The 16,729-nt window shown below is 35.6% G+C and carries 11 protein-coding genes; 10 read left to right on the forward strand and 1 reads right to left on the reverse strand.

Features of this window, described 5'->3' with window-relative positions; genetic code table 11:
- The first annotated feature begins 74 nt into the window (after positions 1-74).
- From P2W75_RS04760 to P2W75_RS04775, 4 genes are all read left to right on the forward strand, one after another.
- Positions 75-3,500, forward strand: coding sequence for an RHS repeat domain-containing protein (locus P2W75_RS04760; protein WP_276379197.1), 3,426 nt, complete (start codon positions 75-77; stop codon positions 3,498-3,500).
- 13 nt (positions 3,501-3,513) lie between these two features.
- Positions 3,514-7,098, forward strand: a complete 3,585-nt coding sequence (locus P2W75_RS04765) for a DUF6443 domain-containing protein (protein ID WP_276379199.1) — start codon at positions 3,514-3,516, stop codon at positions 7,096-7,098.
- Positions 7,098-7,877: a hypothetical protein gene (locus P2W75_RS04770; protein ID WP_276379200.1), complete on the forward strand. Its 780-nt coding sequence runs from the start codon at positions 7,098-7,100 to the stop codon at positions 7,875-7,877. The genes P2W75_RS04765 and P2W75_RS04770 overlap by 1 nt, the downstream gene beginning before the upstream one ends.
- Before the next feature lie 683 nt (positions 7,878-8,560).
- Complete coding sequence (locus P2W75_RS04775) at positions 8,561-9,166, forward strand: hypothetical protein (protein ID WP_276379202.1); 606 nt, start codon at positions 8,561-8,563, stop codon at positions 9,164-9,166.
- Between the two features lie 19 nt (positions 9,167-9,185).
- Here P2W75_RS04775 and P2W75_RS04780 read toward each other — a convergent pair whose 3' ends face one another.
- Positions 9,186-10,436, reverse strand: coding sequence for an NAD(P)/FAD-dependent oxidoreductase (locus P2W75_RS04780; protein WP_276379204.1), 1,251 nt, complete (start codon positions 10,434-10,436; stop codon positions 9,186-9,188).
- A gap of 101 nt (positions 10,437-10,537) precedes the next feature.
- Here P2W75_RS04780 and hutH point away from each other — a divergent pair, with 101 nt between their 5' ends.
- The 6 genes from hutH to P2W75_RS04810 all read left to right on the forward strand — a co-directional run bounded on the left by hutH (position 10,538) and on the right by P2W75_RS04810 (position 16,496).
- On the forward strand, positions 10,538-12,058 hold the full coding sequence (hutH, locus tag P2W75_RS04785) for a histidine ammonia-lyase (RefSeq protein ID WP_276379205.1): 1,521 nt from the start codon (positions 10,538-10,540) through the stop codon (positions 12,056-12,058).
- Positions 12,059-12,146: 88 nt separating this feature from the next.
- A complete protein-coding gene (locus tag P2W75_RS04790; protein WP_276379206.1) occupies positions 12,147-13,373 on the forward strand; it encodes a WG repeat-containing protein in 1,227 nt (408 codons plus the stop codon).
- A 9-nt stretch (positions 13,374-13,382) separates the two neighbouring features.
- Positions 13,383-14,114, forward strand: a complete 732-nt coding sequence (fabG, locus tag P2W75_RS04795) for a 3-oxoacyl-ACP reductase FabG (RefSeq protein WP_207298363.1) — start codon at positions 13,383-13,385, stop codon at positions 14,112-14,114.
- Between the two features lie 18 nt (positions 14,115-14,132).
- Positions 14,133-15,368, forward strand: a complete 1,236-nt coding sequence (locus P2W75_RS04800; RefSeq protein ID WP_276379208.1) for a beta-ketoacyl synthase — start codon at positions 14,133-14,135, stop codon at positions 15,366-15,368.
- Positions 15,361-15,615, forward strand: coding sequence for an acyl carrier protein (locus tag P2W75_RS04805; RefSeq protein ID WP_207298365.1), 255 nt, complete (start codon positions 15,361-15,363; stop codon positions 15,613-15,615). Before P2W75_RS04800 ends, P2W75_RS04805 begins: the two co-directional genes overlap by 8 nt.
- Positions 15,615-16,496: a lipid A biosynthesis acyltransferase gene (locus tag P2W75_RS04810; protein WP_276379210.1), complete on the forward strand. Its 882-nt coding sequence runs from the start codon at positions 15,615-15,617 to the stop codon at positions 16,494-16,496. The genes P2W75_RS04805 and P2W75_RS04810 overlap by 1 nt, the downstream gene beginning before the upstream one ends.
- Positions 16,497-16,729: the final 233 nt, after the last annotated feature.

Raw genomic sequence — 16,729 nt, forward strand, 5'->3', positions numbered from 1 at the left:
TCTGCAAAATGAGTAAAGACGTAAAAATTTAAATACGAAATCCTTTAGATTTGCCAGCAAATTCACATCACCAAATGAAAAAAAACTATTTACTTTTTATTCTTATCATTTTGGCACCTGTTTTTATTCAAGCGCAGGAAGCTAACACTAATTTCTTACCGAATATAACGCCTCCATCCCCTTCGGCGTTTCAATTTGTAAAATATGGAAACACTCCTATAGGAATGTCAACGGGATCGCCCAATATACAGATTCCTCTTTTTACCTATAAAACAACCAATATCAATGTTCCGTTTAGTTTAAATTATTCCAGCACCGGAATTAAAGTAGATGAAGTTAACGGACGAACCGGGCTGGGTTGGAACCTTATTGGAGGCGGAATGATTACCCGCATCGTAAGAAATCTTGAAGATGATTTTATAGACGATTTCCCTATGAAACATTTTGATATTTCGGCAATAAATAAATCTAATGCACTAGTCAATATTTATTTTAATTTATACGGTGAAAACTTTGGAAAAGACAGTGAAAGAGATCTATTTGTATTCAATTTTTCTGGCCATTCTGGAAAATTTTACATTGATGCCAACAATGGGATTGTTTTTCTGGAAAAAACAGATTTAAGAATAGATGTAATCAATACTGTTGGACAGGATATCTTTACTTTTTCGGCTACTACTCCAGATGGCACTTCTTATTTTTTCAACGAAGTGGAATATACTTCATTAAGAACTCAAGGCGGAAGTCATGCTCCACCTACAGTAAAAGCAACCGGATGGTATTTAACTAAAATTGTCCACCCGAAAGAAGATGAAGTATATTTTAATTATGATGATTTAAGCAAAACTTATATACAATCAGAAAGCCAGCAGGCATCTAGATCGTTTCCGTATAATCAAACCTGTGCCCCTGGACAGGGTTATTCAAAACCTATTACAATAAGCGGAATTTATTCGCACCAAACCAGAATAATTGGAAAAATTTTAAAATCTATTACCAGCAACAATCTTGCAAATGGTTCTGTTACTTTTACAACTGAAGATATAATAAATGATCTTTCGGGAGAACCGGATGATGTTGTTAAAACCATTACTGTACAAGATAAAACCTCTAATACAATAGAAAAAATTGACTTTAACTATTTGGTAACTCCAAACAGAAGAATATTCTTAAGCGGGTTCCATTTTCTTGAAGACAAAAACAGTTATGCTTTCGGTTATGTAACTCCAGAAAACTTTCCTCAGCGTTTATCAAAAAGCCAGGATCACTGGGGATTTTTTAATGCAGCAAACAATAGTTCGCTTGTCCCTAAAACAGTAGGATATGGTTTTGAAAATTATAACTATACTTATGCAAACAAAGAAATTAATCAAAGTGCATCACAAATTGGCCTATTAAAAAAAATTACGTATCCAACAAAAGGATATACTGAATTCGAATATGAATCAAACACTTATTATGGCACACAAACTGTACTTCCTCCATTACTTCGTAAAACACTTGTTTTGGATAATAATGATGAAGAAAGAAGAAAGGAAATTACTACTACTGTTACTGGTCAATTTGCGTACACAGCAAAAATTACTGGCTGGACAGGTTTTGACAATTGTGATTCTTCTTTTGATACAGGAGGGAACCACCATAAAGGGCATGTAACTGTATTTTGTGTAGAAGATAATGCCTATGTTGAAATTTTTGAATATAGTGCTTATGGAACAAACTTAGGAGGAACAACAGATTTAATGCTGACTTCTGATGCAGGCAGACCTTACTATTTTACGGTTCAAAAAAACAAAAACTATATTGTTAAGTTATATAATTATTATAACTGCATACACAGTTTCATAGCAGTTGAATGTTATGATGGAAATTCCCAGATAATCAATACTAATATCCCGACAGGAGGATCAAGAGTTAAATTTACTAAAGATTATCCTAATGCATCTGCTTCTCCGGTAGTTAAAAATTACGCTTATTCTAAGTTTGACCAGCCATCAATTTCATCAGGAATCCAGTTTCAGACTCCTGACTATATCAATTTCAGCAACCACCCAGATAATTCAGATGCCAACGACTCAAGCTGTACCGTTTTTGACGTTGTAGTAAATTCAAGCAGTATAAATTCATTATACGAAATGGGTTCTAATGTTTATTACAGATATGTAACTGTTAGCGAAGGCACCAATTTTGAAAATGGTTATGAAGAAAATGAATTTACTATAAACCCTGATTACAGAGAACAAATTTACTTAGGAGAGAGAGAATTCAAAAATGTTCCATGGTCTAATATCGGTTGGGACAATGGTAATTTAGTTAATACGAAGACCTTCGAAAAACAAGGAACCGCCTATGTTTTAAGAAAAGAAGTAATCAATAATTATCAAAAAGACACCAATAATCCAACCATAACTAATTATGCTATTTTAAACACAGCTCCAGGTATTTTTGCGACTAATACTCAGGCGCAGTGCGGATGTACAACAAGCAATATCACAGAGTATTACACTGTAAAATACTGTTCTGTTCTACACATTCATCAAAAAGATTCTAATGGCATTTGTATTGCTCCAGGTGCCAATAATTTGACTACTAATATTTACCATCCCTGCTATGGCAAAACTAACGGACAGATTTTAGCTATTGCTTCAATCGCACATCTTAATATAATGCCGTATAAATACATTTCTTATTTTTCTTATTTAGCCGATACTACTACTAAAGAATACGATAAAAATGGCTTAAATCCCTATACTAACAAAGTAAGCTACAATTACAGCAGCCCCAACCATAAACAGATGACCTCACAGGTAAGCACAAGTTCTAATGCAGAAACTATAGAGAAAAAGTTTTTCTATGCCAAAGATCCTGAAATGTCTTCAAAACCATTTGTAAGCCAGCTTATAACAGCCAATATGGTGGGTACTCCTCTGGACACACAGAGTTTTAAAGCCGGAACAAAACTATCCGAACAGCTTACTATTTATGACCGAAGCACTTCGACAGGTAATTTGCTGCTTCCCAAAACGGTTTATGCCGCTAAATTCCCAAATGCACTGCCCAATATAGCCGCATCTTCAATCGGACAGCTAGAGAAAAAAATCACTTTCGACCAGTATGATGCTGCCGGGAATATTATCCAGTACACCCTTGAAAACGGCACCCCCGTTTCAGTGATCTGGGGCTACGGACAGACACAGCCTATTGCCAAAATTGAAAACGCTCTTTACAGTGCGGTTTCGTCTTACTCAGCCAATCTGCAGACCAAATCTGACAGCGGTACAGAGGCTGCTCTCATCACCGATTTAAATGCCCTGAGAGCCGCATTTCCTAATGCCATGGTGACCACTTACACCTACAAACCGCTTGTTGGCATAAGCACCGTGACAGATCCTAAAGGAGAGAAAACCACTTATACCTATGACAGTTTTAACAGACTTGAAACCGTAAAAGACAAAGACGGAAACCTGCTTACAGAAAACCAGTACAATTACAAGCCGTAAAACCAGAAGCAATATGAAAAACATACTAAAACTCCTTTTGGTTTTCTTTCCTATATTGGTAAAAAGCCAGACACAGACCGAAAATTATATTAAAACAGTTACCTATAAAACAGCCAGTGCTGTTAAAATCACTGCACCAACTATTTTACAGGCTGCACAGACTGTCACTTACTTCGACGGACTGGGAAGACCTGTGCAGAAAATTGCAGGACAGCAGTCTGCTGCAGGAAAAGACATTGTAACACATATCGAATACGACAGCTTCGGAAGACAGCCTGAAGAATACCTGCCTTTTAAAGCCGAAACAACCGGAATGGCTTTTGATGCCTCGGCTAAAACTAAACTGATGTCTTATTACAGCACTCCAAATGCTTCGCTAAACGGAAATCCGGCTCTGGAAGCCACCAATTATCCTTTCAGCCGTAAGGAGCTCGAAGCCTCTCCCCTTAACCGTGTCCTGAAGCAGGCTGCTCCGGGAAATGACTGGAGATCAGGCTTGGGACATGAAATAAAAATGGACTACCAGTCCAATACAGCCAATGAAGTAAAGAATTTTACAGCTGTTACAGCATGGAATACTTCCACGGGACTATATGAGATTTCTTTAGGAAATGCGGCCGGAAATGTTTATTATGCTCCATCACAGCTCAGCAAAACAGTCACTTATGACGAAAACACTGCTGCTGTCCCTTCTGAAGCAAATGGATCGACAGTGGAATTTAAAAACAAAGAAGGACAGGTCGTTTTAAAAAGAACCTATGATGCCGGAGTGAAACACGACACTTATTATGTCTATGATCTGTACGGAAACCTTACCTATGTAATCCCGCCGAAAGCTTCAGATATTATTGGGACTTCCACTAGTCTGCAGGCTGATATAACATCTACCGCTGTTGTAACTACAGCAAGCGGTCCTTTAAACTTAACAGCTTCCAATTCTATTAGGTTACTGCCTGGCTTTAATGCAGCCGCAGGAAGCACCTTTAGTGCGGTTATCAACAATGACAATCAAACTGTTTTAGATAACTTATGCTATCAGTACAAATACGATTACCGCAACCGTCTGGCCGAGAAAAAACTGCCTGGCAAGCAGTGGGAATTTATAGTATATGACAAACTTGACAGGGTTGTAGCGACAGGACCTGCCAATTCTCCATTCTCGGATTTGACTTCTGCAGGGTGGCTTATAACAAAATATGATGCTTTCAACCGTCCCGTATATACCGGATGGTCAGCAGGCACCGAAGCAACCCCGGCAGGGAGAACCGCTCTGCAGACTGCACAGAACAATGCTTCGGTTATTAACGAAAGTAAACAGACCAGCGGTACTATAGACGGCATTGCTGCTTATTACACCAATGCTGTGACCCCTACAGTCTTCAAGCTTTTAACGGTTAATTATTACGACAACTATACGTTTCCAAGCACGCCGGTTATTGCTGTACCTACAGCAGTAGAAACACAGACTGTACTGACTACAGCACAGATAAAAGGACTTGCTGCAGCTTCATGGACAAGAGTTCCCACAACAAGCACAGCTGTGCTGGGAGAAACTTCAGCTACTTTTTACGACGGAAAAGCAAAACCGGTAAGAACCTACATCACTAATTATTTAGGAGGCTACACCTTTACCGACAGTAAACTGGATTTTTCTGGGAAAACCGAATATAGTATTACCAGACATAAACGATTAAGCACTGATGCAGAACTGACCACTAAAGATGTTTTCACCTACTCTGCCCAGGACCGTTTACTTACACAGACCCATCAAATAAATGGAGGCACTGTTGAATTAATTGCGGCTAATACTTATGATGAATTAGGGCAGCTGGTTTCTAAAAAAGTAGGAAATACAGCCGCAGCACCAGCCCAGAAAGTGGATTACACCTATAACATCCGCGGATGGCTGACAGCCGTAAACGATATAAACGCGCTTTCTAAAACCGGTGACCCGAAAGATTTATTTGCTTTTAAGATCAATTACAATACTACCACTACAGCAGGAGTTAGTGCTTTATATAATGGAAATATTTCAGAAACGTATTGGACAAGCAGCAACTCTGAAACCATAATAAGAGGTTACGGATATGCATATGATAATTTAAATCGTTTAAGAACAGGAATTTTTAAACAGAATGGAACTATCAATAATTACTACGACGAAACCCTGACTTACGACAAAAACGGAAACATTATGACTCTGGTTCGTAATGGAGATGCGGCTTCTATCAGACAAATTGATAATTTAGTTTACAGCTACGGTTCTGGTAATAGTTTAAACCAGCTTACAAAAGTAGCCGATAACGCTGGCACTTACAAAGCAGGCGGTTTTGTAGACAGTGCAGCCAACACCGCAGATGATTACAGCTATGATGCCAATGGTAATATGACTAAAGACAATAACAAAAATATTACTTCTATAACTTACAACCACTTAAACCTGCCAGCCAAAATTACTTTTGCCACAACAGGAAACATTGTATATCTTTACAATGCAGCAGGGCAGAAAGTGCAGAAAATTGTAACGGTTACTTCACCGGCAAGTGTTACAACCACTGATTATCTGGGAGGTTACCAGTATGATAATAGTTCATTGAAATTTTTCCCAACGGCTGAGGGTTACGTTGAACCTGTTTCTGGTGCCTATAAATATATTTACCAGTACAAAGATCATCTCGGCAATGTGCGTGTAAGCTATGACAAAACACTTGCCATTAAAGAAGAAAGTAATTTCTACCCTTTCGGGCTGAAACAGGAAGGATATAATACGGTTAAAACCGGTGTTGAGAATAAGTATAAGTACAATGGAAAGGAGCTCCAAGACGAGCTGGGGCTTAACTTTTATGACTATGGGGCAAGATTTTATGATCCTGCTTTAGGACGCTGGATGAACATTGATCCGCTAGCTGAAAAAATGAGAAGGCATAGTCCTTACAATTATGCATTTGATAATCCATTGTATTTTGTAGACCCTGATGGCATGGCTCCAACAGATTGGTATAGGAATAAGATAACTGGAAAAATATCTTGGAAAGACGGGCATAAGGAAAGGTTAGGTTATCAACGATTGGGACATACAATGGGGTATACCGATGTAAATGGAAACCGAGCATTATTAGACGGCGATACAAAACAAATTTCATACAATGGAAAAGTTCTCGCTGATTTTAGTCAAAGTCCTAAAGCTGAGTACGGTGGATATGCTTTTGCAGATGGAGGAAATAGTCAAGACCCTAGTTCACTTTATCGAGGTGGAAGAGATGCTCAATGGTTAGACTTTAAAGGTCTAATAGGAATAATAGACTTATTATTAGGAAGAGAGCCTGGAAAAATGAACAAAATAAACCCAAGTGGTAAAGGTACTAGTGGTGGTGCAGCAACAGGTGATAATAAGACTAGCGATGCAATTGACGCAGTAGGTGCTGCAACAGGGACAGCAAAAGAGGTTTACGAAGCTACAAAAAATGCAAATAAGAAAGAGAAAGATCCTTCAACATCTGCTGATACCGATTTTGTCAGAACTAGTTATGATGAAAAAACTGGAAGTAGTACTTGGGTAAGAAAAGATATTTATGATAAACAACAAAAGAAACAATAATGAAGAGTAAATACCAAAAACCGCTAATTATATTAACTATATTAATTATTGGATTAATATTAATTTATTTTTATTTTGATGGTAAAAGAGTTCATGTTCTAAAAGAGTATAGTTCAACAGGAAAATTGGTTGGAACAAATGAGTATATTCTTAGAGGTGGCGACACAATTTTTGATGGAAAATTTGTCAATTATAATGAGAGAGGAATAAAGATTTCAGAAGGTCAATTTGTGGATAATGAGCCTAATGGTTTATGCACATACTACGATGATAATGGAAAGAAAAAAGTTGTACATTACAGAAAAAATAGTGAGATAACTTTAGAAAGTACGTTTTTTAATCCAAAAGGGTTTATTGAGAAATACGTGGTTTATGATGATATGGGGAAATCTTCTTTTATTATGCAATTTGATGAAAAAGGACCAACAAAATATGATGGACATTTTCAAATAGAAACATATCAATATAAGCAGGCTAATAAAAGTAAATTTAATATTAAAACTGATCAAATTTTAAAGGTTGGCGATACATTGATGTATAGCTATGTTATTGCAAATATTCCTAATGCCAAACGTGATTTTCAGATTGAAAATATTGGGATTGACAACACAAATATTAAGCGTTTTTTAAAAAAAATACCGCCTGCTCAAATTGATGTAAAAGAAATTTTGACAAAGAAGGGAAAGAATACGATCAGAAGTATTGTTAAGTATGAGTTTCAAGATAACATTACACCAGTATTTGCAGACACACTTTCTTTCGAAGTTAATGTCTATTAATAACTGTAGTAATAAAAAGTTAAAATAAAAACATTATATAATTGTTTAAAGATGAGCAGTATTGCTCATCTTTTTTGTTTTAATATTTCTTTAAATGTGTACTGTATTTGATGGGATAGTTCTACCCGATAGCGCAGATTTGTAATCCCGACCGCTCGGATATGTCAACGCAAAGTTAGCGCAGATTTTGAATCTGTGCCCACAAAGAATATAAACTGCAACCGTAAAAAGTTGTAGTTTTGGTTTTTATAAATCCCGAAAATTCACCACAATTTAGAATAGGATTATTCCCGATCGCGCAGATATATCGACAATGATCGCGCGGATTTGCAATCCGTGCCCACAAAGAATATAAACTGCAACCGTAAAAAGTTGTAGTTTTGGTTTTTATAAATGGATGGAATTTTACTATTAGACTTGTTAAATTTGGGATGGGCACGGATTGCAAATCCGCGCTATCGGAAACAAACTAACGTTTTAATTGTAATTACATTACTTATTATAGTAGCACTTTATGTTAAATTCTGGTAATGTCTTAATAACAATATTTTTAAGAAAAAGGATCTCAGAAATGAGGTCCTTTTTTGTTTTAATTAATAATTATTTTAATACGAAATAAATTATTTTATTGATCGTTTTGTTTACTTTTAGCTATTCAAAAATAAACCATAAAAAACCAATCAATGAAAAAATTAATTATTGCATGCTTCCTTATTTCAGGAGCTATGTTTTCTCAGGACATGGATGTTGTTCAGGGAAAATTCGACTTTTTAAAAGATCAGAAAGAAGTTAACGTAGAATTTGATTATAGTAATTTTACTATGATGAAAGAAAACAAATCTGAAGCTCAGTATATCCAAGAGCACAAAGCCGATTTAGATAAAAAAGCAAAAGGAAACGGAAACATCTGGGAGAAAAAATGGGCTGTAGCCAAAGATCAGATCTGGTCGCCTAAATTCTTAGAAATTGCCAACATCGTGTTGACTAAAGAGAAAAAAGATTTAAACTTTCAAGAAGGATTAAAAACACCTTACACTTTAATCGTAAAAGCAGTGTGGATTTATCCAGGATGGGATGCTGGAATCATGAAGCAGCCTGCAAAAGTAACTACCAACTTAAAATTTGTCGAAACCGCTAATAAATCAAATGTATTATTAGAAATCACCAGCGAAGAAGCTCCGGGTGACCAATGGGGAAGTAATTTCAGCAACGAGTCAAGAATTGGTGAAGGTTTTGCTAAAACAGCAAAATCGATGGCAAAACTTATAGCGAAAAAAGCGTATAAATAAGATCATAAAAAAGCCCTGATTATTCAGGGCTTTGTTCTTTTTGCATATTCAATAAATACGCCATATTTTTTATCACATGATCGTGTTTCTTTACAAACGGATTTTCTTCATTCCAAACATACCCTGCTAATACTGAACATATTTTTTCTTTCACATCTGGATTTTCCGGCTGATGGAAAAACAACGTCTGCAGATTTCCTGTATACCATTCTTGTACATACGTTGTGAAAACCCCAATACCGCGTTTCATATATTGTGTAAACTCCACTTCCCAGTCAACAGGAATTCCTTGTGATTCTTTTAAGTAAAGCTTCGCTGCTAACATTCCTGATTCGGTTGCAAAAGCTACTCCTGATGAAAAAACTGGATCTAAGAATTCAGAACTATTTCCAGTTAAAGCAAAACCATCGCCGTACATTCTTTTTACTGCTCTTGAATAGTTTTCTAATTTTACCGGTTCGAATAGAAATTCAGTTCCTTTAAACCTTTTAATATAATAATCCGATTTCTGAATGGCATTTCGCAAAGCTTCTGCATTGTCTTTATTTTCAGAAAGCGAATTAATAAAATCAGTTGGCCCTACCACTCCTAAACTCGTATTTCCGTTTGAGAAAGGAATTACCCAAAGCCAAACTTCTGTTTCTAAAATATCAAATGAAATCTGAGTTCCTTCCTCGCCTTCTTCTCTATTAATATCTTTAACATGCGTAAAAATAGACGAATGCGGATCTAGTTTTGATGGCGTATCCAAATCTAAAAGTCTTGGCAGAACACGGCCGTAACCACTTGAATCTACAATAAAGTTAGCGTGGATTTCTTTTAAATTGCCATCTTTATCTTTTACAATTGTTCTCGATTTTTTACCTTCAAAAGAAACTTCTAAAACTTCTGTTTCAAATTCTAAATCAATTCCTTTACGGACAATTTCCTCGGCCATTGTGTTATCAAAATCAGCACGAGGCACCTGCCAGGTCCAATCCCAGCCTTCACCAAATTTTCTGCTGAAATCAAAAACACATATCTCCTCACCTCTTATAAAGCGGGCTCCTAATTTTTTTTCGAAGTTCATTGCATTAAGTGCATCATAAAGCTCTGCTTCTGCAAAATGATCCATTACTCGCGGAATTAAACTTTCACCGACTACCAGTCTTGGAAACTTTGTTTTTTCAACAACTTTAACCTTTACATTGTTTTTATGAAGATATGATGCAGACACACATCCGGATGGTCCGGCGCCGATGACTAAAACATCTACAAACTCCTTTGTCATAATAAAAATATTATCAATTATTAACCTACATTTGCCATCATCAAAATAACTACATTTATTTTGATAAATAAAATTAAATTAGCACAATCAAAAACGATTTAATGAATACAATTAACGAATATTTAAGTTTAAGCGAATTTGAATCCATAATCTTTGGAAATCAAAAAGTTACAATTAGCGATTTAGTTTTAAACCGCGTAAATGAAAGTTTTAATTTCTTAAAAGAATTCTCTGGAAACAAGGTAATCTACGGTGTAAATACTGGTTTTGGCCCAATGGCACAATACCGAATTAAAGAGTCAGATCAGATTCAACTTCAATATAATTTAATCAGAAGCCATTCATCTGGAACAGGAAAACCATTAAACTCAGTTTGTGCAAAAGCAGCAATTTTGGCTCGTTTGAATACACTTTCATTAGGAAACTCTGGAGTTCATCCTTCCGTAATTCACTTAATGGCAGAGTTAATCAACAGAGATATCACACCGCTTATTTTCGAACATGGTGGTGTAGGTGCGAGCGGTGACCTAGTACAGCTCTCGCATTTGGCTTTAGTATTGATAGGAGAAGGCGAAGTTTTCTACAAAGGAAACCGAAGACCAACTGCTGAAGTTTTTGAAATTGAAGGCTTAAAACCTATTCAGGTAGAAATTAGAGAAGGTCTGGCGTTAATCAACGGAACTTCTGTAATGACCGGAATTGGCGTTGTAAATATTCATCTTGCTAAAAAATTATTAGACTGGTCATTAAAATCATCTTGTGCTATCAACGAATTGGTTCAAGCTTATGATGATCATTTCTCTGAAGAATTAAACCAAACAAAACGTCATAAAGGACAGCAGGAAGTGGCAGCTCAAATGAGAAAAAACCTTTCTGACAGTACTTTAATCCGTAAAAGAGAAGACCATTTATATTCTGGTGAAAATACCGAGGAAATCTTCAAAGAAAAAGTTCAGGAATATTATTCATTAAGATGTGTGCCACAAATTCTTGGACCCGTTTTAGAAACTATAAATAACGTAGCTTCTATTCTGGAAGACGAATTTAACTCGGCAAACGATAACCCAATTATAGACGTAAAAAACAAACACGTTTATCACGGAGGAAATTTCCACGGAGATTATATTTCTCTTGAAATGGATAAACTAAAAATTGTTATTACCAAATTAACAATGCTGGCAGAACGCCAATTGAATTATTTATTGAACTCCAAAATCAACGAATTACTGCCTCCATTTGTAAACTTAGGAACATTAGGTTTCAATTTTGGAATGCAGGGTGTTCAATTCACTGCTACTTCTACAACAGCAGAAAGCCAAATGCTGTCTAACCCAATGTATGTTCACAGCATCCCGAATAACAACGACAATCAAGATATTGTAAGTATGGGAACCAACTCGGCTGTTATTACCTCAAAAGTAATCGAAAACGCTTTTGAAGTTTTGGCAATCGAAATGATTACTATCGTTCAGGCAATCGATTATTTAGGACAAAAAGATAAAATTTCATCTGTTTCTAAAAAATGGTACGACGAAATTAGAAACATCATTCCAACATTTAAGGAAGATCAGGTAATGTATCCTTTTGTTCAAAAAGTTAAAGATCATTTGATCAACAATTAAGATTTCATATAGAAACACCGTTTTCTATCGATTAAAATATGCCCCAAAGAGTTTTAGCTTTAATCATTAAATATTGAATTTTAAGATCATGAAAAAGACACTTATTTTTTTGCTTCTGGCAAGTATTCAATTAGTGAATAGTCAAGAACTGGCATTAGTTAAAAAAAACTCCAAAATTGGATATATTTCCAAAGACGGAACTTTTAAAATCGAACCTCAATACAAATCAGCCAAAAGTTTTTCTGAAGGTTTAGCAGCTGTAGAAAATGGTGGAAAATGGGGATTTATAGACCCTAAAGGAAACTGGATAATTCCGGCAGAGTTTAACAATGCCAAAGATTTTAACAGCGGAATCGCAATTGTGCAAAAAGATAAGGAATGGGTGTATATTAATACCAAAGGAGAAATCCAGAAAGCACCTGCTTCTGAAAAATTATTTGATTTTAATGATGGTGTAGCCTTTATAAAACAAGGAAATAAAATTGGTTTAATCAATTCTAAAATGACTATTGTTTTAGAGCCAAAATACGATCAGATCAAACCTTTTGAAAACGGTTATGCAAGAGTTGAACTAAACAAAAACTGGGGAATTATAAATACAGCCGGAAAAGAATTAGTGGAACCTGTTTATGCCGAAATTGGAAACTATTTTAAAGGAACAACCTGGGCGCGAAAAGACAAAACTTTCGGACTTGTAAGCGACGGAAAATTTATTCCGGTTGATGGAGCAGAAAAAATCTGGGATTTTGAAACTCAAGATTTGACTTATGCTAAAAAGAACGGTAAAATAGGATACATTGATTTAAAAGGCAATTGGGCTATTCTTCCTATTTATGATAAAGGAAAAGCCTTCTCCAAAAATCTAGCTCCGGTTTTAGTGGGAAAAAAATGGGGATACATCAATCTAAAAGGTGATTTTGTAATTGAACCTACTTACAGCGATGCAGAAGTTTTTAGTACAAATGGAATAGCTCCTGTAAAAGAAAACAACTGGGGATTTATCAATGAATCAGGAAAATTGATCATTCCAACCCAATACGGCATTACTACAAATGCCATTATTGCTATGTTTGTACAGCAAGACAAAGGATTTATTGATGGTGTGGCAAGAGTAAAAAACGAAGGAAAATGGGGATTTCTTAAACCTGATGGAACAGTATTAGGAAACCAATGGTTTGAAAATGCTGAATTATTTTCTAAATCAGAAAGAAACTATAGAAATGATGCTCCTGCCGAAAAACCAAAACAAGAAGCAAAAGCTGAAACAAAAGCAGTAAAGACGACTACCAAAACAGTAACAAAGAAAAAGAAATAAGCTTATATAATGAAATGTGTATTAGTAACAGGCGGATCAAGAGGAATTGGAAGCGCTATTTGTAAAAAACTAGCCGTTGAGTCTGATTATCATATTCTAATTAATTATCATTCCAACAAAACTGCTGCCGAAGAAACACTTCAGGAAATACAAAAATTAGGAGCAACCGGAGAAATTTTAGGCTTTGATGTCGCTAGTTTCGAAGATGTTCAAAACACCTTAACACAATGGCAGGAAGCAAATCCAGAAGCCATTGTCGAAGCGATTGTAAACAATGCCGGAATTACTAAAGATGGTCTTTTTATGTGGATGACACCAGAAGACTGGAACGGTGTATTGAATACCAGCTTAAACGGATTTTTTAACGTAACGCAGTTTTTTATTCAAAAAATGCTTCGCAATAAATATGGCCGAATCGTTAATATGGTTTCTGTTTCGGGAGTAAAAGGAACTGCCGGACAAACCAATTATTCGGCTGCAAAAGGAGCTATCGTGGCAGCTACAAAAGCTTTGGCACAAGAAGTTGCAAAACGCAATATTACAGTAAATGCCGTTGCACCAGGATTTATTAGAACTGATATGACAAGCGATCTAGACGAGAAAGAATTATTAAAACTAATTCCTGTAAATCGTTTTGGTGAAGCAGAAGAAGTTGCTGATTTGGTAAGCTTTTTGATTTCAAAAAAATCGAGTTATATTACCGGTGAAATTATCAACATAAACGGAGGAATATATTCTTAAAAATTACTTTGAAAGACCATGAATAGAAGAGTTGTAATTACTGGAATGGGAATTTATTCTTGTATCGGAACTTCTTTAGACGAAGTAAAAGATTCCTTATATCAAGGAAAATCCGGTATTCAGTTTGATCCTGAACGAAAAGAATTTGGCTTTCAGTCGGCTTTGACTGGAATAGTGCCAAAAACAGATCTAAAAAATTTACTAACCCGCAGACAGCGTATGAGCATTGGTGAAGAAACCGAATATGCATATATGGCGACTGTTGAAGCATTGAAAAATGCCAATATCGACGATGCTTTTTTTGACAATCGCGAAGTAGGTATTATGTATGGAAACGACAGTGTTTCGAAAGCCATTATTGATGCGACCGATATTATCCGCGAAAAAAAAGATACTGCTTTAATAGGTTCTGGAGCGATTTTCAAATCCATGAACTCCACTGTTACCATGAATCTTTCAACAATATTTAAACTTCGTGGTATTAATTTAACCGTAAGTGCAGCCTGTGCGAGCGGTTCTCATTCTATAGGATTAGCTTATTTTTTAATTAAAAGCGGTTTTCAGGACATTATAATTACAGGAGGTGCTCAAGAAATTAACAAATATGCCATGAGTAGTTTTGATGGTTTGGGTGTTTTTTCTAACCGAGAAGGCGATCCTGAAAAAGCTTCAAGACCTTTTGACAGCGGCCGTGATGGACTAATTCCGAGTGGCGGCGGTGCTACTTTAATTCTGGAAAGTTACGAATCAGCAATTGCAAGAGGTGCCAATATAATTGCCGAAGTTTCAGGCTACGGATTCTCTTCAAACGGCGGGCATATTTCAACGCCAAACGTCGAAGGTCCAGCTACAGCCATGAAACGTGCACTTGAAGATGCACAATTAAAAGCTTCAGATATTGAGTACATAAATGCACACGCAACTTCAACTCCTGTTGGTGATGCCAATGAGGCAAAAGCGATTTTTGAAGTTTTTGGCGAAAAAAATCCTTACATAAGTTCAACAAAATCTATGACAGGTCATGAATGCTGGATGGCCGGCGCAAGTGAAATTATTTACTCTATCATCATGATGCAGAACGATTTCATTGCTCCCAACATCAATTTAGAAAATCCAGATGAAGATGCTTCAAAATTAAATTTAGTTAAAACTACGTTAAACAAAAAATTTGACATATTTTTGTCCAATTCTTTCGGTTTCGGAGGAACCAACTCTGCGTTGGTGGTTAAAAAGTTTAAATTGAACGATGAATAAAGAAGATATTATAGCAAAAATTAATGGTTTTTTAGTTGATGAATTTGAAGTAGACAATGACGACATTGAACCAAATGCTAATTTAAAAGATACACTTGGGTTAGATAGTTTGGATTATGTTGACTTGGTAGTTTCAATTGAAGCAAACTTTGGTGTAAAATTAGTTGAAGCAGATTTTGTTGGAATTTCTGATTTTCAAAGCTTTTATGATCTTATCGAAGCCAAATTAAAAGCCAAATCAGCTTAATGAGTCAATGGGATGGCAAATCAAAAGGAACTGTTTTAGGATATAAGATATTTGTTTTTTTAATTAAAAAAGCAGGTGTCAAATCGGCCTATGTTCTGCTTTATTTTGTCGCTTCTTATTATTTTTTATTTTTAAGAAAAAGCAATCGTGCTATTTTTTATTACTTTAAAGAAAGACTCCAATACTCCTATTTTAAATCTAAAAGAATGGTTTTCAAAAGTTATTTTACTTTTGGACAAACCATTATCGATAAAATTTCGATTTCGGCCGGGATGCGAAACAAATTTACTTACGAATTTGACGGAATCGAAACCCTGAAAAAACTTCTTGCTGAAAAAAAAGGTGGTGTTTTAATCAGCGCCCATGTTGGAAATTTTGAAATTGCTGAGCATTTTTTCGGAGAAATCGACCTTGATTTCCAAATCAATTTGGTTACCACAGACCTTGAACATTCGGCCATTAAAAATTATCTAGAATCTATTACCCAGAAACCAACCGTTAAGTTTATTATTATCAAAGAAGATTTATCTCATATTTTTGAAATAAATGCCGCTTTGGCCAATAATGAATTAATTTGTTTTACCGGCGATCGCTATTTTGAAGGCACAAAATCACTTTCTGAAAACATTTTAGGCAAAGAAGCAAACTTTCCAGCAGGACCATTTTTAATCGCCTCAAGATTAAAAGTCCCAGTAGTATTTGTTTATGTAATGAAAGAGCCCAACCTGCATTATCACTTATATGCAAGAGAAGCCGAAGTAAAACACCGTGACGAAAAAGCGCTTTTGAAAGAATATGTAAAAAGCGTTGAAAGCATCTTGAATCGTTATCCGTTGCAATGGTTTAATTATTTTGATTTTTGGAACGATATAAAATCTTAATTTTTTTTGCCACGACCCGAGCGATAGCGAACTGGCGAAGCAATTCACGAATTTTCATTAATTATTTGGAGTAGAATCTTTATTTCAAATTACACTAATTTTTATTAATTCATTTTTCGTGAAATTATTGCTATTTATAATTTAGGAAAATCATTAATAACAACAGTATTTAAACAATTCGTGAATTCATGCTAATAAAAAACCATTGGTCGAAATAAGAAAATTCGTTTAAA

It is taken from the genome of Flavobacterium sp. H4147 (assembly GCF_029360735.1).
In the GTDB taxonomy this organism is placed as follows: Bacteria; Bacteroidota; Bacteroidia; order Flavobacteriales; family Flavobacteriaceae; genus Flavobacterium; species Flavobacterium endoglycinae.

Excerpts from the sequence above, each read along its gene's own strand:
- P2W75_RS04760 (WP_276379197.1), top strand. The coding sequence starts at position 75 with ATGAAAAAAAACTATTTACTTTTTATTCTTATCATTTTGGCACCTGTT.
- P2W75_RS04765 (WP_276379199.1), top strand. The coding sequence starts at position 3,514 with ATGAAAAACATACTAAAACTCCTTTTGGTTTTCTTTCCTATATTGGTA.
- P2W75_RS04770 (WP_276379200.1), top strand. The coding sequence starts at position 7,098 with ATGAAGAGTAAATACCAAAAACCGCTAATTATATTAACTATATTAATT.
- P2W75_RS04775 (WP_276379202.1), top strand. The coding sequence starts at position 8,561 with ATGAAAAAATTAATTATTGCATGCTTCCTTATTTCAGGAGCTATGTTT.
- P2W75_RS04780 (WP_276379204.1), bottom strand. The coding sequence starts at position 10,436 with ATGACAAAGGAGTTTGTAGATGTTTTAGTCATCGGCGCCGGACCATCC.
- hutH (WP_276379205.1), top strand. The coding sequence starts at position 10,538 with ATGAATACAATTAACGAATATTTAAGTTTAAGCGAATTTGAATCCATA.
- P2W75_RS04790 (WP_276379206.1), top strand. The coding sequence starts at position 12,147 with ATGAAAAAGACACTTATTTTTTTGCTTCTGGCAAGTATTCAATTAGTG.
- fabG (WP_207298363.1), top strand. The coding sequence starts at position 13,383 with ATGAAATGTGTATTAGTAACAGGCGGATCAAGAGGAATTGGAAGCGCT.
- P2W75_RS04800 (WP_276379208.1), top strand. The coding sequence starts at position 14,133 with ATGAATAGAAGAGTTGTAATTACTGGAATGGGAATTTATTCTTGTATC.
- P2W75_RS04805 (WP_207298365.1), top strand. The coding sequence starts at position 15,361 with ATGAATAAAGAAGATATTATAGCAAAAATTAATGGTTTTTTAGTTGAT.
- P2W75_RS04810 (WP_276379210.1), top strand. The coding sequence starts at position 15,615 with ATGAGTCAATGGGATGGCAAATCAAAAGGAACTGTTTTAGGATATAAG.